Below are 25,436 nucleotides of genomic sequence, written 5' to 3'. Positions count from 1 at the left end.
ACCGGCAGACCTTATTCTTCGTGCCAGCGTTGATTTAGTTCATGCTCCATGAAATTCACGTAAGCATGTTCCAGGTTTGGTTCAATCTGTTCCCCGGCGTAACCGTTCACGTCGCGGGCAACCACCTGTACTTCCCAGCCGGACTCAGCCGGAATAGAAGATATAATGGGATACTTTTCCTGTATCTCCTGGTATTCCGTTTCGGTAGCCGAAATCTGCCAGACATTTCCACGGGCCATTTCAATCAGCTTGTCCGGAGCACCATGATATGCCAAAGAGCCTTGGTTTAGCAACGCCATATCGGTACAAGTACTGGAGATATCGCCCACAATGTGCGTGGAAAGAATGATAATAACTTCCCGCTCGCTGATAGACGAGAGCAAATTCCGGAAACGGATGCGCTCTTCCGGGTCGAGACCGGTAGTCGGCTCATCCACAATAATGATTTTCGGTTCGCCAATCAGTGCCTGCGCAATGCCGAGACGGCGTTTCATACCACCCGACAGCTTGTTGGCCATGCGGTTGCGGGCTTCGTACAGCCCAACCTCTTCCAGCATCTGTTCTACTGCGCTCATCCGGGCTTTCCGTTGTTTGATACCCGCCAGACGAGCACTATAATCCAGGAATTCCCAGGTGGTTAGTTTGGCGAAAAAGCGGAAATCCTGGGGCAGGTAGCCCAACATATTCCTGATTTCGCGACGATGCTTCTGCAAATCGAGGCCATTTACCAGCACCTGCCCTTTCGAAGGTTTCATCAGGGTAACCAAAATACGCATCAGGCTCGATTTACCGGCACCATTAGGACCGAGTAAACCAAACATGCCATTTCCGATCTCCAGCGATACCTCTTTCAGAGCATGATTTCCATTCGGATAAATCTTATTCAGATCTTTAATCTCAATGTTCACACGTTTAGTTTTTGAGGTGTTAACAATCGATTCCGTATTAGCTAATTCTCGAAAAACGATTCCTGCGATGTGAAATACATTCAGATGTATAGCGCTGAATAAGCGGTTAGTCAGGAGCTTGCATTTTCACAGGAAAGGAACGTCTTAGAAAGATTAGTTTCTTTGATACTATTGGTAGTAAAAGGTTTAAAAACGTTACATAATAAATTTAACGGATTTTAAAGGTAATCATAATTTCATCTTTAACCACCTGAAATTCAACGAATCGACAAAAAGAAAAAAGAAAAATCAGCTAAAACACATGATTACAGTCGGTAAGCCGTATTTTTGCCCAGAATTAAGATTAGACAATGATGAAACGAACATGAATTTTTATCATCTTCTAATACACACCCGAGGATGGTTAAAATTGATGTGAGTTCCTGAATGTGCAGAAATTTTTTGAACATTCAGGAATCAAAAAATTTTAAACAGATGAAAACAGGTAAATATCTTCCTATATTCCTATTTTTTGCAGCCTTTTTCCTTTATACGGCTGGTATCCGCTACAATCCGATATACATCCTCGATGAATCGAAAAATGTGGAATGTGCCAGGGAAATGTTTACCCGAAACGATTTGGTGGTTCCTACATTTAACGACCGGCTGCGCACCGACAAGCCGCCGTTGCACTATTACTTTATGATGGCCTCTTTCAAGGTTTTCGGAGTGAATGAATTCGCCGCCCGGTTCTTTTCGGCTATCATGGGCGCTCTTACATTGCTCATCACATTTCTGTTTACAAGAAAATATACCGGAGAAAAAACAGCCCTGCTTACCTGGCTTATCCTTATCACATCACTGAATTTCTCTATCGAGTTTCATTTAGCGGTCCCCGATCCCTATCTTATATTCTTCATGACATTAACCCATTGGGCTTTCTTCGAGTTTTACCAGTCTCGACGATGGTCCTGGCTCATCACGATGTATGTATCACTTGCCTTGGCAATCCTTGCCAAGGGACCGGTTGCACTTGGTTTTGCCGGACTAAATGGTTTGCTGTTTTTAATTCTGAAACGCGATTTCCGCTGGAAAACCATCAAACAATTCCGTTTACTTTTGGGAGTTGTCGTAACCGGAATTATAGCTATCCCGTGGTATGTTAAAGTTGGGTTGGCGACCAATGGCGAATGGACACGTCAGTTCTTTTTCAAGCACAATCTCGACCGCTTTTCCAGCGAAATGGAAGGACACGGCGGCTTCTTCCTGTTGACCGCTGTTTTCGTCTTACTCGCCTTTCTCCCGTACACTGTTTTTCTTTTTCAGTCCTACCGGGAAGCATTTCGTCAACGCAAGAATAATGATTTGATTCTGTTTGCGATGATTGTTTCAGTGGTCATCATCGTTTTCTTCTCGATATCTTCCACGCAGTTACCCAACTACCCGATGCCGGCCTATCCGTTTGTAGCCGTACTCATTGGTTATTACCTCAGCAACTGTAAATTAAAAATGAAAGGCCCGCTCTGGATCAACCTAGGAGTTGGTTTGCTCATCCCGATTGGTGCTTTCATTGCCATGAAACTGGATAAAAGCCTCGTTCCGGTAGCTAACCTGGCCTGGTTGTTTTTGGTGATTCCGGCAGGAGCCGCCTGGGCATTATATGATTTCTACCGGAACCGCAGTCAACAAAGAATTTTCACAGCACTCTCAGCTGGATGGATTATGGCAGGACTGCTCTTTTTCCTGGTAGCTTTCCCGTTAGTAAACCAACAAAACCCGGTACAAAAAGCGCTTACGGTGATGGATACCAGTCGCCCAGTTGCATTCTATGGACGATTTAATCCAGCCTTTGCCTTTGCCCTGAAGAAACACATACCCGAAATGAAAACGCCGGAAGAGGTCAGTACTTTCTTCCAGAAGCACCCGAATGGTTATCTCATCTCAATTACAAAAGTACAGGATGAATTGAAATCGCTTCCGCTAAAAGAGATTGTTCACCAGAAGGATCTGTTCGAAAACAAGACTACGCAGGTTTATCAATGGGTAAAATAGAAAGCTCAAGCCTGTAGGTTCATGCTTTCGCCCTTGACAACGAGGTACCAGTGATCGGGTTTCATTTCGTGTTTTAACAGGAAATACTGGCCATTCAGAGTCTCTACCTTGAAGTAATTGGCAGCAGGCCATTCGGCGTGACTGTCGGTCTGATACCAGCGATCGAGTATTTCTTTGATGTCGAAACAGATATTGCCCCAATAAAAACAAATGGGGTATTCGTCTGCTTTGTAGCCGGAATAACACTCAACCTTAACCGGTATCAAATCGTTCATCGTGCCAAACTAATTTTGGTCGTTCATCATCAAATCTCTTAATTCCATCGCGTTTTTCACAGCATATCCTTCAAAATCGTTATTGAAGAATACCCAAACTTCTTTTCCCTCATTTATCCAGTTCTTTATTTTCGTTGCATATTCCTGTAACTCTTCCGTGCGGTAATCGGTAGCATACAACTTTACATTACCATGAAGACGGAGATAAACGAAGCCGGCAGTAACCACCTCGGCCGACGGATAGCGTTTCCCTGAATCGGCCATCACAAAAGCCATATTATTTCGCCTAAGCAAATCGAAAAATTCGTCGCGCAACCAGGAATCATGCCTTACCTCGATGGCAAACTGATACTCACTAAACTGTTCACTCAGGTAATTCAGAAAATCAGTTAGCCTGGGCAAATCATAATGTAAACCTGGTGGAAGTTGAATCAACACTGGTCCCAGACGTGTGGCCATGGTATCAAAAACGTCGAAAAAGTTCTGCACTGCTTCCTCTGCAAATAACAAACGTCGCTGGTGCGTAATAAAACGACTTATCTTCGGACAAAAACGGAAGTTTTCCGGCGTGCGGTCCATCCACCCGGAAGCTGTTATCTTTTTAGGCAAGTGGTAAAAGCTGGAGTTCAGTTCCACGCAGTCGAACTGTGTCAGATAATGTTCAAGGTATTGGGCCGGTTTCACTTCCGGAGGATAAAACACACCATTCCAGTGCTTGTAACTCCATCCCGAAGTGCCGATATGTAAGTTATTGAAATCCATCTCACCAATCTTTTTTTTCGCCGCTACCGGTAAAGTTATGAAATCGGTATGGGAATCTGTAATTCACCAACGGTCCATTTTGTAATCCCGCTCAACAGACACTAACTTTATAGTTGAACCAGCTAAAAATCATCGTCATGAAAGCGTGGGTTATTGACAAAATCAGCGATTTGAATAAAGAACAGGAACCACTCAAACAGGTTGAACTGCCCAAACCAGTTCCAAAAGAAGGCGAACTGTTGATAAAGGTAAAAGCCTGCGGCGTCTGTCACACTGAACTGGACGAGATTGAAGGCAGAACACCGCCACCGAAGTTTCCGGTCGTTCCGGGGCACCAGGTCGTCGGAATCGTAGAAGAAAACCGGGGAAGTAATTCCGTCATAAAAGAAGGGGATCGCGTAGGTATAGCCTGGATTTTCTCGGCTTGCGGAAAATGTGAATATTGCCTTTCGGGAAGGGAAAACCTTTGCCCCGATTTCCTGGCAACAGGAAGAGATGTCAACGGCGGATACGCTGAATACATGACCGTACCAGAAGGTTTTGCCTACAAAATCCCCGACTTGTTCAGCGATGCCGAGGCCGCTCCGTTGCTCTGTGCCGGAGCCATTGGTTACCGTTCCGCTGCACTCTGTAACCCAATAGACGGTCAGCGGTTCGGACTTACCGGCTTTGGAGCTTCCGCCCATTTGGTCATTAAACTGCTGCGGTTTCGCTTCCCAAAATCAGAAGTGTACGTCTTTGCGCGAAATCCAAACGAACAAAAATTTGCATTGGAATTAGGTGCTACCTGGGCCGGGGACACAACCGATAAACCGCCCCACAAGCTGGACAGCATCATTGACACCACTCCGGTATGGAAGCCGGTAATACAAGCATTGGAATACCTGAAACCAGGCGGGCGGCTAGTCATCAACGCTATCCGGAAGGAAAGTATTGACAAAGATGAGCTGTACCGGATGGATTACGACCGGCACCTGTGGATGGAAAAGGAGATAAAAAGTGTGGCCAATGTCACCAGCCACGATGTGAAAGCTTTGATTTCAGCTGCGGCGGAGATGCCATTCAAGCCGGATGTTACGATTTATCCGTTTGAAAAAGCCAACCAAGCATTGATCGACATCAAACAACGGAAAATCAGGGGAGCAAAAGTTTTGGAAATCTAATACTGTCAGGACTTTAGCATCTTCTCAACAAGTTGTTCTGTTCGGGAAACCAAAAGAGCATAAGCATTTTGCATCGCCTCTTCAAATTTCGTTTCCTCATTTTTGATAGCCTCAACAGCAATGATAGGCAAATCTTTGATTTCATCGGGCGCCAGTTCGGAAATACCGCAAACCACGCCAAAAGGTTTATGGAATTCCTGTGCACGCTCCATCGTTCCTTTGACGACTTTGCCTTCCAGTGTTTGTTTATCAAATTTTCCTTCGCCCGAGATAAGCATATCTGCACCTTCCAGCAATTGGTCAAAATGCAGAATTTCCATGATAGTTGTAATCCCCTTCTGTGGTTTTGCATTCAGAAAAATCATGGCACCGGCTCCCAATCCACCGGCGGCTCCTGCCCCGGGAATGTTAGCCACATCAAACTTCCACTCCTGTTTTATCAGTTCGCTGAGACGTCTCAGCCCTCTATCCAGCATTTCTATCTCTTCCTGATTAGCTCCTTTCTGCATTGCAAAAACATGGGCAGCCCCATTCGTTCCGTACAAAGGATTTTCCACATCAGTAACCAATACAAACTCCGTATTAGCGACATCCGGATGGACTTCTCCACGAATGGACACAATCTTTTCCAGCGAAGAACCAACTGGCTGTAATTCGTTGTTATACTTATCGAAAAAACGGTAGCCCAATGCCTGCGCCACACCCAGGCCGCAATCGTTGGTAGCACTTCCCCCAACAAACAGGTAAATCTTCCGGGCACCGCGTTCTAAAGCATCAACAATCATTTCACCGGTTCCCAGTGTAGTTGTGGAAGCAGCATGTTGTTCCTCTTCCTTCAATAACAGTAAACCGGAAGCGGACGCCATTTCGATATAAGCCGTGTCCTCCTGCAAGCCGTACCAGGCTTCCACTTTCCCGAATAACGGGCCCTTTACTTCAAGATAAATCCGCTTGAAATGAAGTTTCGATTCGATGGTTTCCAACGTCCCATCACCACCGTCGGCCAAAGGCAACATATCGACCTGTGCCGAAGGTATCACCTTCAGAATTCCCTCCTTAACAGCATTACATGCCTCCAAGGCGGTCAGGGAACCTTTGAATTTATCGGTGGCAACCAGAAATTTCATCAGCTTACTTTTATGAGATGAAGTAATAAAAAAGTTCGAATATCTGCTATTTATCCTCTTTTCTTCAGCCAAACAAATTCGAGTCCCTGAAGAGACAACTCCTTATTAAAGGTACGATTAGAGATGATATCCGTCCATTCAGCATTTCCAGCCAGCAGTATGTTTTGCGTTTGCTGTGTCAGGTTAAAATGAGCATATACGGAATCTTCATCCGAATTTCCTTTTCTGCACAAAGAGAATACGCCATTAACCGAACTGATAACCTCAAATTCGCCATATGGGTCGAAAGCCTGTTCATTTTTCCGGATATCAATCAAACTCTTCAATCCGTTTAGGATAACTGACTGGCGCGTATCCGGATTATCGAGCAGCTCCTCCAGGTATTTGTATTCGAACTTCTGCCGGTTGATTCGACGGTTCTGTCCGCTCTCCTCCATTCCCTTTACATCGTTCACCGAGCCCACCATCGAATGAAAATAGATAGCCGGCAATCCGGGCATCGTCAGCAATACAGCATGAGCCAGTAGACTACGTCTCACTCCCAACTCCTCATCATGGGTTGGTCCATGAAGTAAGCTAAGGTAGTTACAGTTGATTTCGTACGGAACTTGCTCACCGTTCCCTTTGGATTTGTACGAAACTTTACCTCCGTTAGCCTGCGCCGCGTCGATGAGCACATTGAGTTCATCCCGATTCAGAATGTCATCTACCGGCATCACACCGATACCGTCGTGACTGGAGAGAAAATTGAAATAACAGACGTTTTTATGCGGAACGACCAGATTCGAAACCCAATCACTAAAGCGCTCCGTCGTTTCATTTAGCAAGCTAAAAGCCAGCAACGGAGGCAGCGTAAAATTATACACCATATGCGCCTCGTCGCCGTCGCCAAAATAAGCGATATTATCCAGGTGTGGCACATTGGTCTCAGTCAGCATCATTACAGAAGGATTCAGATGTTCAATAACACTTCGCATCAGCTTAACCAATTTATGTGCCTGTGGAAGGTGCATGCAGGTTGTATTCTTCTCCTTCCAGATAAATCCTACTGCGTCCAGCCGAATAATCGAAGCACCTTTCGACACGTAAAACAGCAACAGATTAAGCATCTCCAACAATAACTGTGGATTGGCAAAATTCAGGTCAACCTGGTCGCGGCTAAACGTTGTCCAAACCTGGTAATCGCGGTTCTTTCCTGAAAAAGTATGTACCAACGGAGATGTTCGCGGACGGGTCACATTCTCGTAACCGTCCAGTTTATCCACTTCGATGTAAAAATCACCGTATTGCTCTTCGCCGTTCAAAAAACTCACAAACCAATCAGATTGACTCGAGTTATGATTGATGACTGCATCGAACAGCAACCGGAAATCGTCAGACATCTTTTCAACTTCCTGCCAGTTTCCCAGCTCAGGATTAACCGAATAATAATCAGTTACCGAAAAGCCATCGTCCGAAGTATATGGATAAAACGGAAGAATATGTACGATGGAAACCTGCCGGCTTAAATACTTATTCAAAAACCGGTTTAGCGTCACCAATTTATCCTCTCCTTCCTGATAAACCTGATCGCCATACGTTATTAAAACGACATCCTTCTGCGTAAGCACTTTATTTTCCGCGTCAGCGAGAAACTGGTACTTATTCCAGAGTTTATCAATTCCATCCAAAAGCAAAGTAACCTCTTCAGGCTTGTATATACCTGACAGGAGTTCCTTAATGTATTCCATAAATTACAAGAGATATTTTAGTGACAGGCTTATCAATACAATCACGATAAACTGTACAATTAAAATAATGGTATTTCTCGACCAGAAATGATAGGGTTCCTCATCAACAGCTTGCTTTTCAGCTATTATTTTCTCCTTCTGAGTCAGTTTCTGAACCGCTAAAGCTACCGCGAAGGTGACCACTGCGCCAATGAGGTTCCACCAGAACCAGAAAAGATGATCACCTACAACCAACCAAAGAAACACATTGACTAAAACACCGGTGACCAATCCAATATTCATTGCCCGCGAATGCACCCAGCGAACCATGCTGGCAACCATAAATGTGGCCAGAATGGGACCATAGAAAACCGACCCTACTTTATTGATCGCTTCGATAACAGTGTCAGCAATATTCCCGGTAAAAAACGCAAGTACAATGGTAACAACTCCCCAAAAGACTGAGGTAAGCTTAGAGTATTTGAAGTATGTTTTATCGCTGACTTTCTTTCCGGCTACCAATAAATCTTCTGTGGTAACGGCGCTCAACGAGTTAATAGTTGAACTGAGCGATGACATGGCTGCCGACAGAATCGCGACAATCAATAATCCCACCAGTCCGTGGGGCAAATAATCACGAATAAAAACCGGGATTAACAGGTCGGGTTTGTCAGCCGGAATCAGGCTGGAAAAAGCCGGGGTCACCAACGCAAATGTTCCAACCACCAATCCCATGATACTATACAGCAACGTAATCGGGAATCGCAGCAAACCATTTACCAGCAGAGTATTTCGGGCTGTTTTGATGTTCTTCGCCGACAACAAACGCTGCACCTGCGACTGGTCTGTTCCGTAATAGGATGCATACAAAAAGAAACCACCGATCACCATCGGGAAAAATCCGAAAGCACTACCACTTCCCTCCCCAATTCCAAAATCTTTAAAATTGACTGCATTTAAACGTGAGGGATCCAGGTGAGCCATAAAATTGTGGAAACCGCCCAGGTAATCAAGCCCAACAAATAACGAAACCACAATTCCACCGACCAGGATAATCATCTGAATCATATCGCCATACACGACTGCACTCATTCCACCCTGATAAGAATAAATCAGCGTGATGACACCAATCACCAAGATGGTCTGGTAAAACGGAATCCCCAACACACTCATCAGAATCAGGGCCACGGCATAAACCATCACTCCTGTTCCAAAAGAACGACTTATCTGAAAAACAATGCTAATCAAAACGCGTGTTGAGCGGTTGAACCGGTTCTCGAGATATTCGTAAATACTGACAATTCCGGCTTTATATAACTTGGGAACCAGAAATACTCCAAGGAATATCATGGCCAGCGGTAACCCAAACTCATAACTGAGCCATTGCAATCCACCTCCCTGACGAATTCCAACGAAAGCAGGTGCCGAGATAAAGCTAATGGCAGACAGCTGAGTAGCCATCACCGACAAACTCAACGGAAACCAGCCAAATGATTTTCCTCCGAGGTAGTAGTCCTGCCGTCCACTTTTCTTGCTGAACAGTTTTCCCAGCAACAAAAAGCCGCCGGCATAAACAACTACTATGATATAGTCTATCCAATTCATGACGTCGTTTTATTAATCATGTCCAACACCAGTGCCGCAGTCCACGAAAAATCAGCTCCTCCATAACCGGTTTCCGACTGGTCATCGGTAAAGGGATTAAAGTATTCGTAAATCCCGTATTTCTTCACCATTTCAATGGTTTGATTTTTAACCAGCTCAGCTTCATCGGAAAGATGGTAATTTAGCAAACCTTTCCAAATCAGCCAGTTCATATTTACCCAAACCGGTCCGCGCCAATAGTTTTTTTTCTCAAAACCTCCTCCTTCCGGATGACATGACGGAAAAGGACGAATCTCTCGGCTCTTCACGTAAGATTCCAACATCCGTTGAACACGGGCCAAAGAAGGGATTCCGGCAAATATGGGAATATAAGAACCTGAACAGGGTTGCTTTAGTTGTTCTTTTCCAACCAGATCGCAAGGAAAATAAAGGTCCTGCTCATCATCCAGAAAATAGACATCGAAGCTTTCAATTCCCCGATTCAATTTCTGCGAAAGCCAGTCTGTTTCTTTATTCAATACTTTTCCAAGGCGAATAAGACTCCTGGTTGATTCCAGCAAAATACTGTTGAAAACCGGATCGAGTATCTGGAACGGAAAATCAGCGGGAATTCCTGAATATTTGTGTTCCCTGAGCGTATCAACCAGATAAAGATATCGTTTGTAATCCAAATCTTTAGGCCGGGTCGATTCGCTCTCTTCCACTTCGTGAACATCTTTCCTTTCGAGCTGAATGTATTCAAGTTTGTCCAACGTAATTCGCTCCAGCGGAATATCCCACCACGGTGAGTTATCCATCCCCGACTCCCAGTTATGCCAAATGGCCACCAATCCGGTGGATTTGTGCTCCCGGTACTGATAGAGCCATCGGTGATAGGCACTGATTTTGTCGAACAGTTCACTAACCCGACTAACATCCAGCCCAGCCTTAAAGAGTTCTTCCAGGATAAAACCGTGAACCGGCGGCTGAGTAATCCCTGATGTTTTCAAATCAGCAGGTGCTTCTTCCGACACACCGGAGTTCCAATAGTCAGCAGAAGGAAAGTAGGATGAATATTTTTCCGCTTCATGAAAAATAATATGCGGTAAAAATCCATTCTTCCATTGACCGGAAAAAAGTGCCTCCATTTCGGTAAGTGCTCTCTCCGGCATGTGATGCAGGTTTCCCAACGCAATAAATCCCGAATCCCAATTCCATTGAAACGGATACAAACGTGGCGAAGGAATGGTAAATCTCCCTTTCCAGTTCTTATCTAACACCTGTTTACACTGTTCAGCAAGTTCCATATAGAGAAGAAAAAGTCGGCTATTCCATAATAGAATAACCGACTTAGTGAAAATTTGATTAGAAACTAAAGGTTGCTCTCACATATACTCTTCTTGGCAGAATCGGACGGCCGACGAAAAAGTCGCCACCGCTAATCTGCGAATTTCCCTGACGAGGAGATCCTTCGGTAATACCCACTGAATTAGCCAGGTTAAAGACCGATACTCCCAGTCGAAATGACTGAGTTTTGCCCAGCATCGTTGTGTAACCTGCATCCAAACGCATGATGGAATAGGGATCCAGCTTAACTGTATTTGCATCGTTGGCAAAACGCTTGCCAATGAAATTATCCGACAAACCGGCATCAAACACACCATCATTGTAGGCAATACCCAACATTCCCATGGCACGGGGCTGTCTTCTCAACCAGTTACCAACCTGATCCGGATTTCCTTCTACTTTGGTATACTCGTGATTCTGAAGAGTTAAGTTACCGTAGAAATTCAGCTTCTTAGTCAGGTAATAACTTGCATTCGCCTCCAGACCAATGGTCCGTGTACTTTGCACACTTACCTGTTCGGTGACACCACCAGCACCATCATTCACAAAATCAACTGAACGACGGTCGCCTAATGTTACGTAGTAAGTGCCAAGATTGGCTGCAAAATTCTTAAATCCGAATTTAGCACCGGCTTCCGCCTGATAAATTTTTTCAGGTTTATATGACTGTGTCACACCGGGGCTGATAAATTTCACCGAACGAATTTCGGGGAAGAAATAACCTTTCGAGAAGTTCGCATACAAATTAGCCTGGTGCGATAATTTATACAAACCAGCCATGGCCAACGCGAAACCATTGGTTTGTACGGTTCCTTTATCGAAAGTGTTGGAGCCAATTCCGGTTTCACTGGTAATAAATCCTTTGGCATGCTCGTAACGGATACCCACATCCAGATTGAATCGCTCCCACTTAATTTCGTCAGCCAGATAACCGGCCGATTTCTGCATCGCATTTACTTTATTGGACGTCTGCGAACCGGAACCGACAATGTAACCACCTTCGGTATAATTCTGAGTCGCTCCGTTTTCCTGGTAAGTTACGTTAACCATTTTCGGTTCATTCCGGAAATCGCCCAGATAGCTGTAAATGTAGTCATCATCGCGGGCTGAGGTGTACGAATTGAATGTTCCAATCGTAAGATTGTGATTCGCGCTTCCCCAGGCGAAATTTTTCGAGAGGTTGAACTCACCAACCAATTCCTGCATCGGACGATTACGATCCAAAATACGGTTTTGGAAAAGCAAATCGGTCGATTTTAACGGCTGTCCGGTAGAAACATATGTGAACGTTGCATTGGCAGGCAAACCTCTTGCAGCAAGATAATCAGACTGCAGTTCCGGAACGTTATGCACTCCGTCACCGTCTAAAAACAAGTTGAACTGATGTTGGTAGCTGGCGTATTTTGTTTTAACCTTCAACACCCAGTCATTATCGAAATTGTAGTTGAAATCAGCCATCAGGTAACCACCTTTGGTCATTACTCCGTTGCTAATTTGCGATTTGTGCACACCATAAGGAGTATCGAAAGAGAAATCAGTCGCTTCACCCGTCAATGTCGTATAAACCGTTTTTCCGTCATTTCCCTTCGGGCGGGAATAGTTTCCGTTGTCGTTTTTCAGCGGATAAGGCAAATAGAATACTACTTTGTCATCGATGTACTGTCCGTAAAGGGTAAAAGCGCCTTTACCGTCATTCAACATCTTTTTTATATTTCCACGGAACTGTCCACCAACTGTTTTTAAGCCTGTTTTCAAAGGCCCTTCGTCATACCGGAGGAATCCTGAAAAGGCATAGAAAGTCGTTTTATTAATTTGTCCTGAAGAGAGAACATCTGCCCGTGCGCGTCCGCCATCAGCCCATTCCAGCTGAATTTTGTTTTCGGGGATAGCCGAACCAGTAATACTGGAATAGTTGATAATACCGGCAACCGAACCAGCGCCGAACAAGGTCGAAACACCACCTTTTACAAATTCCATATTCCGGAAGCCTAAATCATTCCGAAAATATACGTCATGTGCCGAAGAGTTCAGACCGAAAGCACTCAAAATCGGAATTCCGTCAATCTGAATCGGTGTAAACTGATACTGTCCGCCGGAAGGCAAACCACGTACAAACACGTTGGAAGCAACCTCGCCACCGCCACCTTCGGCTGTGATACCGGGAACCGTCCGCAGAATATCAGCCTGACTGTTGGACGTCAATTTCTCCAGTTTTTTGCTATCCATGGTTGTCATCGACAACGGTGAATCAAATTGGGTCCGTTTACTAAACGTTGCCGTTACAACCACATCGTTCAGGTTAAACAAGTCAGCAGAGAGGGCAAAATCCTTGTTAAGTGTTTTGCCTTCCTGGATGGTAACTTTTGTGGTTTGCTTTGTATAACCAACAAACGAAACACTAACCGTATTCGTTCCAGCCGGAAGGCTCAGTGAATAATGGCCATTTCCATCGGTGATGGTACCGTTTGTTGTGCCATCGACATATACCTGTGCCCCAGGCAGTGGATTGCCGTTATCACTCTCAGTCACCTTTCCTGATAAGGTACCTGTTCCCTGCGCCATTGATGTCAGAGATAACATCATTAAGGCTAGAAAATGAACTAAAAAAATGTTAGTCTTCATAGGTTTACTATTTTTTAATAGGACTTGGATTGAATTTTCTGATGGTAAAACTAGGAACTAAAATTCCCGGACTCCTGACTCTTATTTTCCATTTATGATACTTCATTTGCCTTTCTTCATTTAATGACTAACTTTATCGTCAATACACTGCCATTTTAATAACATAAAGTAAGAATCATTCTAAACAGATGACCGGAAGACCAACCATCGAAATGCTGACAGAGGACCCGGGACAATCCATCCTTTGCCGAAGGATTGTAAGGGCGAAACGTCCCGACATCCACAACGAAGGCGTGTGGCATTATCATCCCGACTTTGAAATCACTTACACACTGAAAAGTTCCGGGAAGCGATTTGTAGGCTACAATATTTCCGATTATACCGAAAGTGACTTTGTTCTGATTGGTGAGAACCTTCCCCACTCCTGGATTACCAATCAGTACACTGAGCAGATTGTAGTCAACTTTAAAAGGGACATGTTTGGCGACGCATTCTGGAATGCTCCTGAGATGAAAAAAATTGAAGAGTTGCTGGACAAGAGTCAGCAGGGCATTTTTTTCAATTCACAAACGTCGTCGAAAGCATTGCCGCTAATGTTTTTGATTGAACGCGAAAATGGATTCAACCGGCTCCTGCACTTCTTCCGTCTCTTGGATTTGCTGGCTAATGCAGAAACACAGGAAGTCATTACGCATTTTCATCACGAAGTGAAAGACAGTTTGAAAGCATCAAACCGCATTGAGCGAATTTATTCCTACATCTTGCAGAACTATCAATCGAACGACATTTCGTTTACGGAGCTGAGCCAGGAATTAAATATGAATAAGAGTTCGGTGTGCAAGTTTGTCAAGAAAGTAACCAAGAAAACATTCTCGGAGATTGTAATCGAGACCCGCGTCAGCGAGGCGTGCAAACTACTAGCGGTTAGCGATATGTATATTTCCGAAGTTTGCTTTGCCTGCGGTTTTAACAACCTCTCGAACTTTAATCGTTCATTTAAAAAAATAATGCACACGACTCCCAAAGAGTATCGAAATATTTACCGAAGTTCGAAGAAAGAAAACTAAAACCCTCGATAACCAAAATATTTACCATGCCTGACCTAACCTCGAAATCAGAAAAAGTTATCAACCAAAACGCTGAAACTGCGCTGGAGAAGCTTTTAAATTCACCATTCTTCAAAAAAGCGCCTGAAGCAGGCTGGGCCAACTATAAAAAACAATCGTTAGAAGCTGGTTCTTTATACATTCATGAAACAGAGAAAACCAACGAACTATTAATTTCAGAAAATGGCGGACTCGGTGGATCTGCAGAATTCAGAGTATTCTTAAAAATAGAAGAGCAGGGTCAGCAAAAATCACTAATGACTTTACATTTCAAATCAGGTTTATTTTCCGTTTCAACTATTAAATGGTTGTTTATCCTATTGCTGCCAGTTTCTGCTTTTAGTTTTTACTTTAATGAAATAATTGGTTTTGTCCTCGTGTTTATTGAGATCTTCTTTCTGATTATGAATTTATTGAACTGGCACACCCAAAACAGGGTCCTTAAGGCTATCGATGCCTCATTAAAGCAAACCTCCGATAAAACAAAATAGCCAAACTACGAACGGTACTTCTGCAACAATTCCAGCATTTTCCGATCGAGCTGGTTACCACGGAAATTTTCGTATTCCACATCTTTCCGGCCTGAATTAAAGATACCAAAATCGCCTTTTAGGTTCCAGAGACTCCATCCCCAGCCCATTTCACGCCACAGCGAAAGAAAGTCTTCCATCCAGCTCAGGCAGATTTCATGCGGAGTATATTTATAACATCCCCATTCGCCCACATGCACATTCACACCTTTCTTCACCAACGGACGCCAGGGATCGATCTTTTCCTTTCTGAGCACCTCTTTGTTCCAGGTTTTACCATTCTTATCAGTAAACGGCCAGGAAGGTTCCGGCCAGCTATCGGGAGTATATCCCGGGACCCAACTCGCCCGGTAGTGTGAAACCTGCATCGGGTCGTAACCGCGACAACTCTGTACAAGGCCCAAATCAGCAATTTCCGGAACCGGATCGCGTCCCACATTGATGCCGTCAGCAAAAATCAGTCGTTTCGGATCTTCTTCTCGGATAGCTTCCACCAACGCTCTGACCACACGAGCGTAGTTTTCATTAGGTGTAACAGGAGGTTCATTGATTAGGTCGAAACTCAAACGACGATTCGGAATTCCTTTGTAACGCCGGGCAATATAGCGCCAATGGTAAATGGCAGCCTCAAGAGCTCTCTCCTTCTCTGGTCCATAGAACAAATCGATTGGTTCCAGACCCCGACCATTGATGCAGTATCCTGGAATCCGGTGAAGGTTCATATTAATATGAACGTTATACTGATGACCGAAATTCACTGCCTGATCGATATCGAGGAATATCTTTTCGTTGATGTCCATCCATTTGTCCACTTCCGGTTTCGACCAGTTCCAGTAGGACATGGGCAGACGGGCAAAATTGAATCCCAGCTCCTGCATCAGGGCAAAATCTTCCTCATCATATTTCCGGTTGGGCTGATTTCCCGAAAACTTGGCCAACAAATTAAAACCATACCAGCGGGGAATTTTCCCCGGGCGAATATCCCTTGCTTCATCGAAAGCCATAGCACTGCCCGAAGTAAGGAGTGTTCCGGCTGTTGCCAGACCGGCTCGTTTCAAAAAGTCACGTCTTTCCATCGTATGTAGGTTTTGTTAGGTCAGCTTACCAGGAAATCGTCTCTTACCTCCTCTAACTTAGATTTCCTTTCAGAATATTCCCCTCGGCATCGGTTACCAGGTATGGCATCCAGTATTCCAGCGCAGCAGGGCCTTCCGGAAGTTTCTCCATGTGCAATAATTCGGCAGCGGTAAACCAGCCGCCAACAGAAGCATCCTCCAACAATTCACGGGCTTTATCCACATCTTTGCGAACTCCCAAACCTGCGAGATAGAGCAAAGCCTGATTAAAACGGGCCATCTCATCGCCGCCATCTGCCAACTCGGTTAATTGCTCCAAACAAGCTTTAAAATCGGGACCATTTAATTCTCCTCTTTTCAGGAAAGTGGCCTTATTCAATTTGGCCGCGCGCAATCCACCTTCAGCAGCTGTGTTTAACCATTTCCAGGCATCTGCCGGATTACGTTTTTCCAGTTCGGGCGAGACCAATAAGGTCGCCAACAGGTTAGCAGCAGGAAGGAATCCGTCTTTCGCTGCGGGTTCCAGAAATGAAATGGCTTTCGGAAAATCGGCCTGTTCGTCATTTCCGGCATACAGACGTCCCAGCATAAAACGCGACTCATTATCGCCGCCATAGCCACCTTTGGCAAAACATTCGGCCGCTTTGACCGGATCGGCTTCCGTCCCCTCACCATCTAAATAAAGTTCGCCTAGTGTTCGCCAAGCCTCGGAGAAACCATTTTCAGCTGCTTCGCGGTAGAGTGCAAAAGCCGTTTCCTGATCTTTCGGGACACCTTCGCCATAAAAGTACATTCCGGCCAGGTTATATTTTGCTTCCACTGAGCCTTTCTCTGCAGCCTTCTCAAATAACTGAAATGCCTCTGAATAATTTTTCTCTAAACCTTCGCCCATGTAATAGAGCACACCAAGGTTGTATTCGCCCAAAGCAAAACCACTGTCTGCCGCCTTCTGATACCATTTGGCCGCCTCTTCCAGGTTCACCTCCACGCCTTTGCCCTGATGATAGGCGTTGCCCAAATTATTCATGGCTCCCGGAATATCTTTTTCTGCCGCGAGGCGATACATTTCCACAGCTTTTTCCATGCTGGCCTCCGTTCCCCGGCCAGCTTCGTAAAGCACGCCCAGATTAAACAAAGCCCGGGCATAACCTTCGTCGGCTGCTTTTTGATACCAGTTAAATGCCTTTTCGGTATTTTTCTCTACCGTGATGCCATTTTCGAAGTAAACGCCTACGCGGAACATGGCACCGGGTACACCTTTCTCAGCCGCATCCATAAACCATTGAAACGCTTTTTCCTTATCCGACCAATAGCTCAGTCCTTTCTCGTGCAAGATACCCATCAGGTAAGTAGCGCGAGGATGTCCGGCTTCGGCCGAACGACTGAAATAGTCGGCCGCTGCATGCTCATCCTTTTCTGTGATTTCTCCCGCCAGACAGATACTGGCGTAACGATATTGCGCCTCAACGACACCCTTATCCGCCGCACGTTTGGCATAGTCAACAGCTTTCTTCGTATTTACTTCAACATTCTCACCCTTTTCATACAGATATGATAACCGAAGCATGGCCTCTGCATTACCTCCCAAAGCAGCCTTTTCGAGCCATTCGACACCTTCGGATTCGGCTTTTTCAAGGTATTGGCTAGCAATTATTTCCTGTGCCGGCGCATACCCCTTATCGGCCGCTACCTGGTACCAATCGTGGGACTCGCCCAATTCGTCCAATAAACGTCCAAGCAGAAACATTGCCTCCATGAAATTCGCGTCGGCAGCTTGTTCCAGATATCTCTTCGCCTGTTCGATATTTTTCTCAACACCAAGTCCTTCGAAGAGTATTTTTCCCATTTTCATGGAAATATCAGCCGGAATGAGTTCACCAATTTTCGAGAACCAATGATAAGCCAGTGCATAATCCTGTTCCGTTCCCCTTCCTTCGTAAAAGAAACGACCGACCTTACCGCATGCTTCAGGATAATCTTTTTCAGCAGCTTTCAAATACCATTCAAATGCCTTTGGCAATTTTACGGGCACCGACAATCCTTCTTCGAAAACCTCCCCGATTTTATACATCGCCGGGGCATAGCCGGCTTTTGCCGATTCGTACCAGTTATCAACGGCCTCTTCCAAATCGCGGCGGCCGCCTTTACCAATACGGACCAGTCGTCCGAAATTATACTTCGCAATAATGTCTCCCCGCTCAGCTCCCCGTTCATACCACTCAAACGCTTTCTCGTCATTCTCTTCCAACCCGATACCTGTTTCGCGCATTTCTCCGATGTAATTACAACCATCGGCACCGCCGGCACGGGCTGACTCGAGAAACCAACGAACCGATTTACTGGCATCTTTTTGCCGGTTCTCGCCCGTATAATACCACTTCCCAATGGTTAAGGCGGCATCCGAAAAGCCATTCTCCATCAAATTCTCGAAAGCTTCGTATGCCGTCTCCCATGAGTTCTCCTGCTCGTAGAAATCAAGGAATATCATTGCTGGCTTATAACCGGAATCGAATGCTTTTTGAATCCGCTTGAGGCCTTTTTCTACCTTGCCTCTCTTCAGCAATTCCAAGCCTCTCAGGAACAATTTGTTTTCGGGGAAACTATTTTCAGTCATTATTTATCGATTTAACAGACTTTAAAAATAACGTAACCAGTTAACAGAATGAAAAGGTTTTATCGAATTTCTGTAATATTTTTTCCCTTTAGGGATAAAAAGGAAATCGCCTTTTATATAATTTTATGATAGACGTTTAATTGGGCAACTTCAAAAACGTTAATTTTACCCGAAACACCAGGAGCATGGAACCACTGAAAATTATTGACCACTACTACAGAAAAGACACTCAAGCCTACCAAATTCTGGTTACTCACAGTCATTTGGTTACCGAAAAAGCCTTATGGATTGCCCAGCGTCATCCGGAACTCAATCCTGATTCGGATTTTATTGCCGAAGCCGGCATGCTGCACGATATCGGCATTATTAAAACCCATGCTCCCGACCTTGGATGTCACGGCGAACTTCCCTATTTGTGCCATGGTTATTTGGGGCGCGAAATGCTGGAAACAGAAGGCCTGAACGACCATGCCCTGGTATGTGAACGTCACACCGGAGTAGGCATTACGGCAGAAGAAGTGATAAAAAACAAACTACCTCTGCCGGAGCGCGATTTTGTTCCGGAATCGGTGGAAGAACAAATTATTTGCTTTGCCGATAAGTTCTTTTCCAAAAGCAAGGACCTGAAAAAAGAAAAATCGCTCGACGAAATCAGAAAATCGATGGGGCGCTTCGGACAGAAAAATATTAACCGTTTTAACGAATGGTGTGAGTTATTCCTGTAAACAAGAAATATTGACAACAAAACAAAAGGCGGGAAAATTCCCGCCTTTCTTCCTTACCTAAACTTTCTATCAGTGACTATGTTCATGCTCTGCCCCTTCGAAGTACAAAGCGGCAAATTTATCGACTACATCGTTCATCATCCCGATGTATTTCAAATCGGTAGTTTGTTTTGCTTTCATGGCATACACGCATAATTCGTGCAGCAGTCCCAGCATTTTTGTATTCTTCTTTTGTTGTTCCGGATCGTCGCTCAACTTGATACGCTGAAACATAAAATACTGCGTCGCGGTATCCTGTATTTTGGTTGCATGCACGTCTTTATTGGTTACCCAACGAACCAACTGGTTATAATTAACAGGTGTTTCACCAGATAATTGGGTTACCATTTGCATACTTTTTTCCACCGTATGGATATCTTCTTTTAGCAATTGAATACGAAGCGAATCTCCATAAATTCCACAGGGAATCTCACAGTGGGCTTTTGCCTCACCCGAAAACATAGCAAGAAGAGCAAAAAGGGTAATGAACACCAATTTTTTCATAATATCAGGTTTTAAGCGTTAGTTAATTTGCGTACTATTAACACAGTAAGTCGTTCATTGTTCAACAATAACAGAATACAGCTGTTTGAAAACAAAAAACAAAGCTTGGCACTAACTAAACGACAAAGGGGACGTATATTCTTCTCATTGAGCCTGATAATTATCGGATTAGTGATTGCATTTGTCATGCCCCGTTTCAGCAGAAGAATTCTTATGTATCGTACACCAGGGTACGACGATTACAAACTTTTCGATAATCAGAAGATTGATACCGGCAGTGTTGAGCCATGGTCTGTACTTCCCCCAAAAAGCCAGATTCCGCTTAGCGAAAAACAGAAACTCTACCTTACAGCGGGCCATACTTTCAGCTATGTAGTTGTTCATCAAAACCAGATTGTTAAAGAATACTACTCGCAGGATGCCGGTGCTAAATTCAGGTCCAACTCATTTAATCTGACGCAGGGAATTCTCTCCTTACTGGTCGGAAGCGCCATTCAGGATGGCTACATTAAAAGCGTCGACCAACATGTCAGTGATTTTTATCCGGAGTTCTATGAGAAGATGAACCAGGGCATAACCATCCGGAATCTTCTCGAGATGACATCCGGACTACAACCTGCGCAAAATATGACCAAACGCTGGCCCTTTTCCCTTCAGGCTTATTATGCCAAAGATCTGAACAAACGCATCCTGAAAATGAAATCGTCGGAGCCGCCGGGCGAAACCTGGCATTTTACCAGCGCCAACGCACAATTGCTGGCCATGGTGATCGAGAGGGCCTCCGGTATGAAAATATCAGAATACCTTGAAAAGAAAATTTGGATACCATTAGGATGTGCTGAACCGGCGCTTTGGTCGGTCGATGATGTAGGAAATGTGAAAGCATTTTGTTGCTTCTTTGCTACCGCGAAAGATTTAGCGCGCATTGGTCAGCTTATTCTGAACGAAGGCTACTGGGATGGCAGACAAATTGTGTCGCGGGATTACCTCAGAAAGATGATTACCCCGGTAGAAGGATTGCGCAATGCCGCCGGCAAAGAGATTAACAGCTGGGGCTGGTACTGGTGGATTACCAATTACCGTGGGCGGCAGGTTATTTTCAGTCGTGGTCAAATGGGGCAATACCTGATTATCGTTCCAAAAGAAAACATGATCGTTGTGCGTCAGGGCGAACTAGGCTCGCCCGATTTCACGCGCATCAACATTCCGGAACTATACCAATTGCTTGACATTGCGTTTCAAACGTCCGGCGTGGTTCTCTGAAAAAATATCCTAATTATTATCGTAGAAACTTTGACGTTTGTTCAGTTTCAAATCCTTCAGCAGCGCCGAACTGGCCCTGATGGTGAAACTGTAACTTCGGCGGTATCCGAATGGAATCAGGTTGAGAGACATCTGCCAGCAGTGCAGGTCGCGGAACACATTAAATTGTGTAAACGTCACCTGGTTGTTGCCAATATCGTAACCCGATGAAAAGCCAATTTTCCACTTCTTCGTCAGGTTCACGTTACCCGAAAAATCAACAGTGGAAGTTATATTAGCACTCACGTCAGGCCTGTTTTTACTGTACCGGAAACTGTAATCGAGGCGAACGTCCCAAGGCAAATTGAAGTCTGCATACTCCGGGTATTCTCCGGGCAGAATTTTTCCCTGCCCGTCATCCACCGCTTCTTCTCCCGGCGTTTTCCCGTTCTTATCATCGTTTTTCTTCGACTTAAAGGACAGACCAAACGAGAGATTTGCCGATGTCAAACGCGCTAACTTACCTGTCTGGTTCACTTCGAAGGTATTGATACGTCGCCCGTCGACCATGGCATACGGATCGAAAATAGCACCAAAGTTGATGTTGGTTCCCGCCACTTTGGTACGACCGCGCAAACTGATGTTCGAAAGATTCAATGAATCAGCTGCCAGGTTATACGAGCCACTCAGCGAAAGCTGGTCAAGAAGCTTGATTTTTTTGTAAGCATCCTTGCTGGTTGTATCTTTCTCCGACTTCAGCTTTTTCATTTCCAACGTATTGTTCAGGCTAAAGCCGATAGAACCAGAACGTCCGCTTCCCGCAGTACCGTAAAGGGCACCATCGTGATACGGATACCTGATCATTTCAGGTCTTCCGAGGGAGTCATAAACAGCAACTGTTCCATACATACCGTAGCGCGGATCACTGAAATCGGGTCGCATGCTGAAGCTGATACTGGGCGTCATCACGTGCCGGATACCCTTGATTTTGCTGTTCGGATTTTTCGGAGCGTACGTACCATACAACTTGGTAGACGCCCCCACGCTAAACGAATAATCGTAATCGCGGGTAAAGCCGTAAATGGTATCGGTAACCTGTAATCTATTGGTATCGTAATTATAATCTTTCCGTATTTGTTTGGTGTACCAACGCTCCGTGTAATTAAACGATGGACTGACGGTAACGAATTTCAATGCCTTGAAGGAAGTACTAATCGGAATATTCTGCTTAATTCCGTTTTCCCAGTCGGTAATAAACGACGAATTCAGCAAGTCGTATTCCTTCATGTTGGTCCGATTCTGAATATCGGCCGTATAACTAACACCAATCTTCTCGTACCACTTTTCCCTCCCCGCACGATTCTTCGACTTGAACGGATATATACGATTCATATTAATCGTCATCTGCGGCAGCGTCAGGCTAATGGTCGTATCACGGCTGTTCTGCGAATGCCGCAGGTTAGCCGACATGGAAAACGGCGAATTTTCCCAACGCTTGGTATATGAAATACTCGACTGTTTGGTGTTTGTCAGGTAATTCTGCGTAGAATACGCATTGTTTTGATCATACGAACTGGTCGAGAAGTTCACACTGGCACTGAACGTCTGGTTTGGGCTCGCTTTTGGATCCATCCGGTGACTCCACGTAATAGCAAAATCGTTTTGTGTTTTGTACCCGGGAAGACCTTTGTCACCAAAAACGTTCTTGTAATATTTCAGGTCGAAGCTTCCGCTGAACTTGTATCGAAGCTTGTAATTGGTATGAAATTTTATTCCCCGGGAGCCTTTCGAATAAATATCGCCGCGGAGTGCTACATCGAAATAATCGCTGGCCGCCCAGTAGTAACCGAAATCGCGCAGGAAGAAACCACGGTTCTTCTCTTCACCGTAAGAAGGCATCAGAAAACCGGAAGAATATTTTGGCGAATTCGGGAAAAATCCGAACGGAATGATGGCAAAATACAGTGGCAAATCCTCCACCACCAGGTAAGCCGGACCGGTGATAATCTTCTTATTGGAAATTACCTTGGCTTTGGTCATTTCCAGGTAAAAGTGCGGATGTTCCGCATCACAGGTCGTGTATTTACCGTTTTTCAGACAGTAAGTCGAATCGTTAACCAGTTTGGTTCTTTCGGCGTGTACATAACCTCCCTGCTGTTCGGTGGTCACACCAAATACAATTCCCTTTTTTGTTTTGAAATTGTAGCGAATCTTATCTGCCTGAAACTCTTCGGAACCTTGTTTAAAGTTTGGTTTTCCCTGAATGGTTCCGGTTGAGTCGGGCATACCAACCGCATAAACTTCGCTGCTATCGAGGTTCAATTCGATGTAAGCCGCCTTTAATTGAATATCTTTATAATTAACCTGAGCATCACCGTACATGAACACCTTTTTCCCGGTGATGGAAAAATCCAGCGAATCGGACGCCGTATAGGTGATTTCTGCATCAATGGATTGTACTTGCTGTGAAGATTTCTGATCTTGCTGTTGATTCTGACTCAGCGAATCCGGAACCGGGGAAATATTGGTTGCGGGCTGCATCTGAGGATTCACATTACCCGAGCGCAACTGAGGTGTTTTCCGTTCAACCGGTTCCTGAGCATAAGCCATCAACGAATTAAACAACAGGATGACAAAGAAAAGATATAATCGATGATTTTTACTCAAAATCGTGTCTATTCAAATACGTTTAACCTACCGAATCAGCGATAAAATTATGTAGTGCAAAAGTAAAAAAACCTCCTTTAGAATTGGGGTCTCCCTAAAAATTATTTAATCTTTCTATTTTTGTAGTAGTTATGATAAAGCAAGCGACAAAATGTACATTATAAATTCCCTCTACCTCAATAAAATAAAAGACCTGAAAAAGATCGTCCTTCTCATACTGGGAATGGCCGCTCTGTTCCCGGAGCCCGCTTTTTCCCAGCCAGGAAACGATCCAAACTATAAACTGAAAACAGTTGTTTTGGACGCAGGCCACGGCGGTCGCGACCCCGGTGCCATGGTCGGAAAAAAGATGGAGAAGGATATCGCTCTCGGCATTATTTTAAAATTAGGTCATTACATTGAGAAATACATGCCGGACGTTAAAGTCGTCTATACGCGCGACAGCGATTTCTTTGTTCCATTGTACAAACGTGCTGAAATCGCCAACAAAATAAAGGCCGACCTATTTATCTCCGTTCACGCGAATATCTGTGGTACACCGTCTATTCATGGTACCGAAACCTATGCGCTGGGATTGCACCGAACAGAAGACAACCTCGAAGTTGCCAAGAAAGAGAACAGCGTAATTTTGCTCGAGAAGGATCACACCACGCGGTACGAAGGTTTCGATCCCAACTCCTCTGAATCATATATTATGTTCGAACTGGTTCAGAATGAATTTCTGGACCAAAGCCTGATGTTCGCTTCCGATGTGGAAGACCAGTTCAGAACCAGGGCAGGACGACGTGACCGCGGCGTTCGCCAGGCGGGTTTCCTTGTACTCCGCGAAACATCAATGCCCAGCGTATTGATTGAAACCGGCTACATGAGTAACAAGAAAGAGCTGAACTACCTCGAAAGTGACAACGGAAGAGCCATTATTGCGTCGGCCATATTCCGGGCATTCCGGAAATACAAGGAAACCATTGAGGCACGCAGCAAGTACCACACACAGGTGGTTGAAAACAAAAAAGAGGAAGTCAAGCCGGCCATCGACTCGTTAGCTGTGTCCAAACGAGACACCGTTGACCTGTATAAAGGAGTCGTATTTGCCATCCAAATTGCTGCTTCCAAACGAGAGCTGAAACTCGAGCCGGAGAATTTTAAAGGGGTCAAATATCTGTACCGAATCAAGACCGACAATATATATAAGTACCTCACCAGCGCATCGACCAGCGAAGATGATGTGCAGAATCAACTGAAAGAGATTCAGAAAAAGTACCCGGATGCGTACGTGGTAGCATACGAAAACGGCCATCCGGTTTCCATGCAAAAGGCACGAAGAAAAGTCGCTGCAGAAGCATTAAAGTAAAATAGTGCTTTTTTTATCAGGATTTTCCTTTTTACTTTTGTTTAGACTCTATAT

19 protein-coding genes are annotated in these 25,436 nt (G+C 44.8%); 7 read left to right on the top strand and 12 right to left on the bottom strand.

The window, feature by feature from the left end:
* Nucleotides 1–11: 11 nt before the first annotated feature.
* Nucleotides 12–908 carry an ABC transporter ATP-binding protein gene (locus tag AC060N_RS06550; protein WP_106542009.1) on the bottom strand — a complete coding sequence of 299 codons (897 nt, stop codon included), beginning with the start codon at nucleotides 906–908 and terminating at the stop codon, nucleotides 12–14.
* Between the two features lie 474 nt (nucleotides 909–1,382).
* Between AC060N_RS06550 and AC060N_RS06545 the strand changes: the two genes are divergently transcribed.
* Nucleotides 1,383–2,939: an ArnT family glycosyltransferase gene (locus AC060N_RS06545; protein WP_479526375.1), complete on the top strand. Its 1,557-nt coding sequence runs from the start codon at nucleotides 1,383–1,385 to the stop codon at nucleotides 2,937–2,939.
* A gap of 5 nt (nucleotides 2,940–2,944) precedes the next feature.
* On the opposite strand, the gene AC060N_RS06540 is transcribed toward AC060N_RS06545, so the two are convergent.
* Together AC060N_RS06540 and AC060N_RS06535 are read right to left on the bottom strand one after the other, a co-directional pair.
* The gene (locus tag AC060N_RS06540; RefSeq protein WP_153638459.1) at nucleotides 2,945–3,214 is read right to left on the bottom strand and encodes a cytoplasmic protein; all 270 of its coding nucleotides are present in this window, start codon (nucleotides 3,212–3,214) and stop codon (nucleotides 2,945–2,947) included.
* Nucleotides 3,215–3,223: 9 nt separating this feature from the next.
* Complete coding sequence (locus tag AC060N_RS06535; protein WP_479526374.1) at nucleotides 3,224–3,976, bottom strand: DUF72 domain-containing protein; 753 nt, start codon at nucleotides 3,974–3,976, stop codon at nucleotides 3,224–3,226.
* A gap of 137 nt (nucleotides 3,977–4,113) precedes the next feature.
* Between AC060N_RS06535 and AC060N_RS06530 the strand changes: the two genes are divergently transcribed.
* Nucleotides 4,114–5,139, top strand: a complete 1,026-nt coding sequence (locus AC060N_RS06530) for a zinc-dependent alcohol dehydrogenase family protein (protein ID WP_479526373.1) — start codon at nucleotides 4,114–4,116, stop codon at nucleotides 5,137–5,139.
* Nucleotides 5,140–5,144: 5 nt separating this feature from the next.
* Here AC060N_RS06530 and AC060N_RS06525 read toward each other — a convergent pair whose 3' ends face one another.
* The 5 genes from AC060N_RS06525 to AC060N_RS06505 are packed head-to-tail and all read right to left on the bottom strand — an operon-like array spanning nucleotide 5,145 to nucleotide 13,528.
* Complete coding sequence (locus tag AC060N_RS06525) at nucleotides 5,145–6,266, bottom strand: glycerate kinase (protein ID WP_479526372.1); 1,122 nt, start codon at nucleotides 6,264–6,266, stop codon at nucleotides 5,145–5,147.
* A 50-nt stretch (nucleotides 6,267–6,316) separates the two neighbouring features.
* The gene (locus AC060N_RS06520; RefSeq protein WP_479526371.1) at nucleotides 6,317–7,996 is read right to left on the bottom strand and encodes an alpha-amylase family glycosyl hydrolase; all 1,680 of its coding nucleotides are present in this window, start codon (nucleotides 7,994–7,996) and stop codon (nucleotides 6,317–6,319) included.
* Between the two features lie 3 nt (nucleotides 7,997–7,999).
* Complete coding sequence (locus AC060N_RS06515) at nucleotides 8,000–9,580, bottom strand: sodium:solute symporter family protein (protein WP_479526370.1); 1,581 nt, start codon at nucleotides 9,578–9,580, stop codon at nucleotides 8,000–8,002.
* Nucleotides 9,577–10,866, bottom strand: a complete 1,290-nt coding sequence (locus AC060N_RS06510; protein WP_479526369.1) for an MGH1-like glycoside hydrolase domain-containing protein — start codon at nucleotides 10,864–10,866, stop codon at nucleotides 9,577–9,579. Before AC060N_RS06510 ends, AC060N_RS06515 begins: the two co-directional genes overlap by 4 nt.
* A 58-nt stretch (nucleotides 10,867–10,924) precedes the next feature.
* On the bottom strand, nucleotides 10,925–13,528 hold the full coding sequence (locus tag AC060N_RS06505; RefSeq protein ID WP_479526368.1) for a TonB-dependent receptor domain-containing protein: 2,604 nt from the start codon (nucleotides 13,526–13,528) through the stop codon (nucleotides 10,925–10,927).
* Nucleotides 13,529–13,716: 188 nt separating this feature from the next.
* Here AC060N_RS06505 and AC060N_RS06500 point away from each other — a divergent pair, with 188 nt between their 5' ends.
* Nucleotides 13,717–14,595: an AraC family transcriptional regulator gene (locus tag AC060N_RS06500; protein ID WP_479526367.1), complete on the top strand. Its 879-nt coding sequence runs from the start codon at nucleotides 13,717–13,719 to the stop codon at nucleotides 14,593–14,595.
* Nucleotides 14,596–14,621: 26 nt separating this feature from the next.
* Nucleotides 14,622–15,125 (top strand): hypothetical protein, encoded by a 504-nt coding sequence (locus tag AC060N_RS06495; RefSeq protein WP_479526366.1) that lies wholly within the window; start codon nucleotides 14,622–14,624, stop codon nucleotides 15,123–15,125.
* Nucleotides 15,126–15,130: 5 nt separating this feature from the next.
* Here the strand turns inward: AC060N_RS06495 and AC060N_RS06490 are convergent, their stop codons facing one another.
* Both AC060N_RS06490 and AC060N_RS06485 read right to left on the bottom strand, forming a co-directional pair.
* Nucleotides 15,131–16,240 carry a glycoside hydrolase family 5 protein gene (locus tag AC060N_RS06490; RefSeq protein ID WP_479526365.1) on the bottom strand — a complete coding sequence of 370 codons (1,110 nt, stop codon included), beginning with the start codon at nucleotides 16,238–16,240 and terminating at the stop codon, nucleotides 15,131–15,133.
* Between the two features lie 52 nt (nucleotides 16,241–16,292).
* Complete coding sequence (locus tag AC060N_RS06485) at nucleotides 16,293–18,854, bottom strand: hypothetical protein (protein ID WP_479526364.1); 2,562 nt, start codon at nucleotides 18,852–18,854, stop codon at nucleotides 16,293–16,295.
* Nucleotides 18,855–19,039: 185 nt separating this feature from the next.
* Between AC060N_RS06485 and AC060N_RS06480 the strand changes: the two genes are divergently transcribed.
* Entirely contained in the window at nucleotides 19,040–19,579 is a 540-nt protein-coding gene (locus AC060N_RS06480; protein ID WP_479526363.1) for an HD domain-containing protein, read from the top strand.
* Nucleotides 19,580–19,648: 69 nt separating this feature from the next.
* On the opposite strand, the gene AC060N_RS06475 is transcribed toward AC060N_RS06480, so the two are convergent.
* Complete coding sequence (locus AC060N_RS06475) at nucleotides 19,649–20,122, bottom strand: superoxide dismutase [Ni] (protein WP_479526362.1); 474 nt, start codon at nucleotides 20,120–20,122, stop codon at nucleotides 19,649–19,651.
* 213 nt (nucleotides 20,123–20,335) lie between these two features.
* Between AC060N_RS06475 and AC060N_RS06470 the strand changes: the two genes are divergently transcribed.
* Nucleotides 20,336–21,385, top strand: coding sequence for a serine hydrolase domain-containing protein (locus AC060N_RS06470; protein ID WP_479526361.1), 1,050 nt, complete (start codon nucleotides 20,336–20,338; stop codon nucleotides 21,383–21,385).
* A gap of 9 nt (nucleotides 21,386–21,394) precedes the next feature.
* On the opposite strand, the gene AC060N_RS06465 is transcribed toward AC060N_RS06470, so the two are convergent.
* Nucleotides 21,395–24,031 (bottom strand): putative LPS assembly protein LptD, encoded by a 2,637-nt coding sequence (locus AC060N_RS06465; RefSeq protein ID WP_463234114.1) that lies wholly within the window; start codon nucleotides 24,029–24,031, stop codon nucleotides 21,395–21,397.
* 151 nt (nucleotides 24,032–24,182) lie between these two features.
* On the opposite strand from AC060N_RS06465, the gene AC060N_RS06460 reads away from it, so the two are divergent.
* Nucleotides 24,183–25,382, top strand: a complete 1,200-nt coding sequence (locus AC060N_RS06460; protein ID WP_463234117.1) for an N-acetylmuramoyl-L-alanine amidase family protein — start codon at nucleotides 24,183–24,185, stop codon at nucleotides 25,380–25,382.
* Nucleotides 25,383–25,436: the final 54 nt, after the last annotated feature.

The organism is Prolixibacter sp. DSM 2831 (assembly GCF_056493735.1).
The sequence above is the reverse complement of the archived record's forward strand: the minus strand, read 5'-3'. Positions and strand labels throughout refer to the sequence as shown.

Excerpts from the sequence above, each read along its gene's own strand:
- AC060N_RS06505 (WP_479526368.1), bottom strand. The coding sequence starts at position 13,528 with ATGAAGACTAACATTTTTTTAGTTCATTTTCTAGCCTTAATGATGTTA.
- AC060N_RS06485 (WP_479526364.1), bottom strand. The coding sequence starts at position 18,854 with ATGACTGAAAATAGTTTCCCCGAAAACAAATTGTTCCTGAGAGGCTTG.
- AC060N_RS06475 (WP_479526362.1), bottom strand. The coding sequence starts at position 20,122 with ATGAAAAAATTGGTGTTCATTACCCTTTTTGCTCTTCTTGCTATGTTT.
- AC060N_RS06525 (WP_479526372.1), bottom strand. The coding sequence starts at position 6,266 with ATGAAATTTCTGGTTGCCACCGATAAATTCAAAGGTTCCCTGACCGCC.
- AC060N_RS06535 (WP_479526374.1), bottom strand. The coding sequence starts at position 3,976 with ATGGATTTCAATAACTTACATATCGGCACTTCGGGATGGAGTTACAAG.
- AC060N_RS06490 (WP_479526365.1), bottom strand. The coding sequence starts at position 16,240 with ATGGAAAGACGTGACTTTTTGAAACGAGCCGGTCTGGCAACAGCCGGA.
- AC060N_RS06510 (WP_479526369.1), bottom strand. The coding sequence starts at position 10,866 with ATGGAACTTGCTGAACAGTGTAAACAGGTGTTAGATAAGAACTGGAAA.
- AC060N_RS06545 (WP_479526375.1), top strand. The coding sequence starts at position 1,383 with ATGAAAACAGGTAAATATCTTCCTATATTCCTATTTTTTGCAGCCTTT.
- AC060N_RS06515 (WP_479526370.1), bottom strand. The coding sequence starts at position 9,580 with ATGAATTGGATAGACTATATCATAGTAGTTGTTTATGCCGGCGGCTTT.
- AC060N_RS06460 (WP_463234117.1), top strand. The coding sequence starts at position 24,183 with ATGTACATTATAAATTCCCTCTACCTCAATAAAATAAAAGACCTGAAA.
- AC060N_RS06480 (WP_479526363.1), top strand. The coding sequence starts at position 19,040 with ATGGAACCACTGAAAATTATTGACCACTACTACAGAAAAGACACTCAA.
- AC060N_RS06520 (WP_479526371.1), bottom strand. The coding sequence starts at position 7,996 with ATGGAATACATTAAGGAACTCCTGTCAGGTATATACAAGCCTGAAGAG.
- AC060N_RS06530 (WP_479526373.1), top strand. The coding sequence starts at position 4,114 with ATGAAAGCGTGGGTTATTGACAAAATCAGCGATTTGAATAAAGAACAG.
- AC060N_RS06500 (WP_479526367.1), top strand. The coding sequence starts at position 13,717 with ATGACCGGAAGACCAACCATCGAAATGCTGACAGAGGACCCGGGACAA.
- AC060N_RS06495 (WP_479526366.1), top strand. The coding sequence starts at position 14,622 with ATGCCTGACCTAACCTCGAAATCAGAAAAAGTTATCAACCAAAACGCT.
- AC060N_RS06470 (WP_479526361.1), top strand. The coding sequence starts at position 20,336 with ATGTATCGTACACCAGGGTACGACGATTACAAACTTTTCGATAATCAG.
- AC060N_RS06540 (WP_153638459.1), bottom strand. The coding sequence starts at position 3,214 with ATGAACGATTTGATACCGGTTAAGGTTGAGTGTTATTCCGGCTACAAA.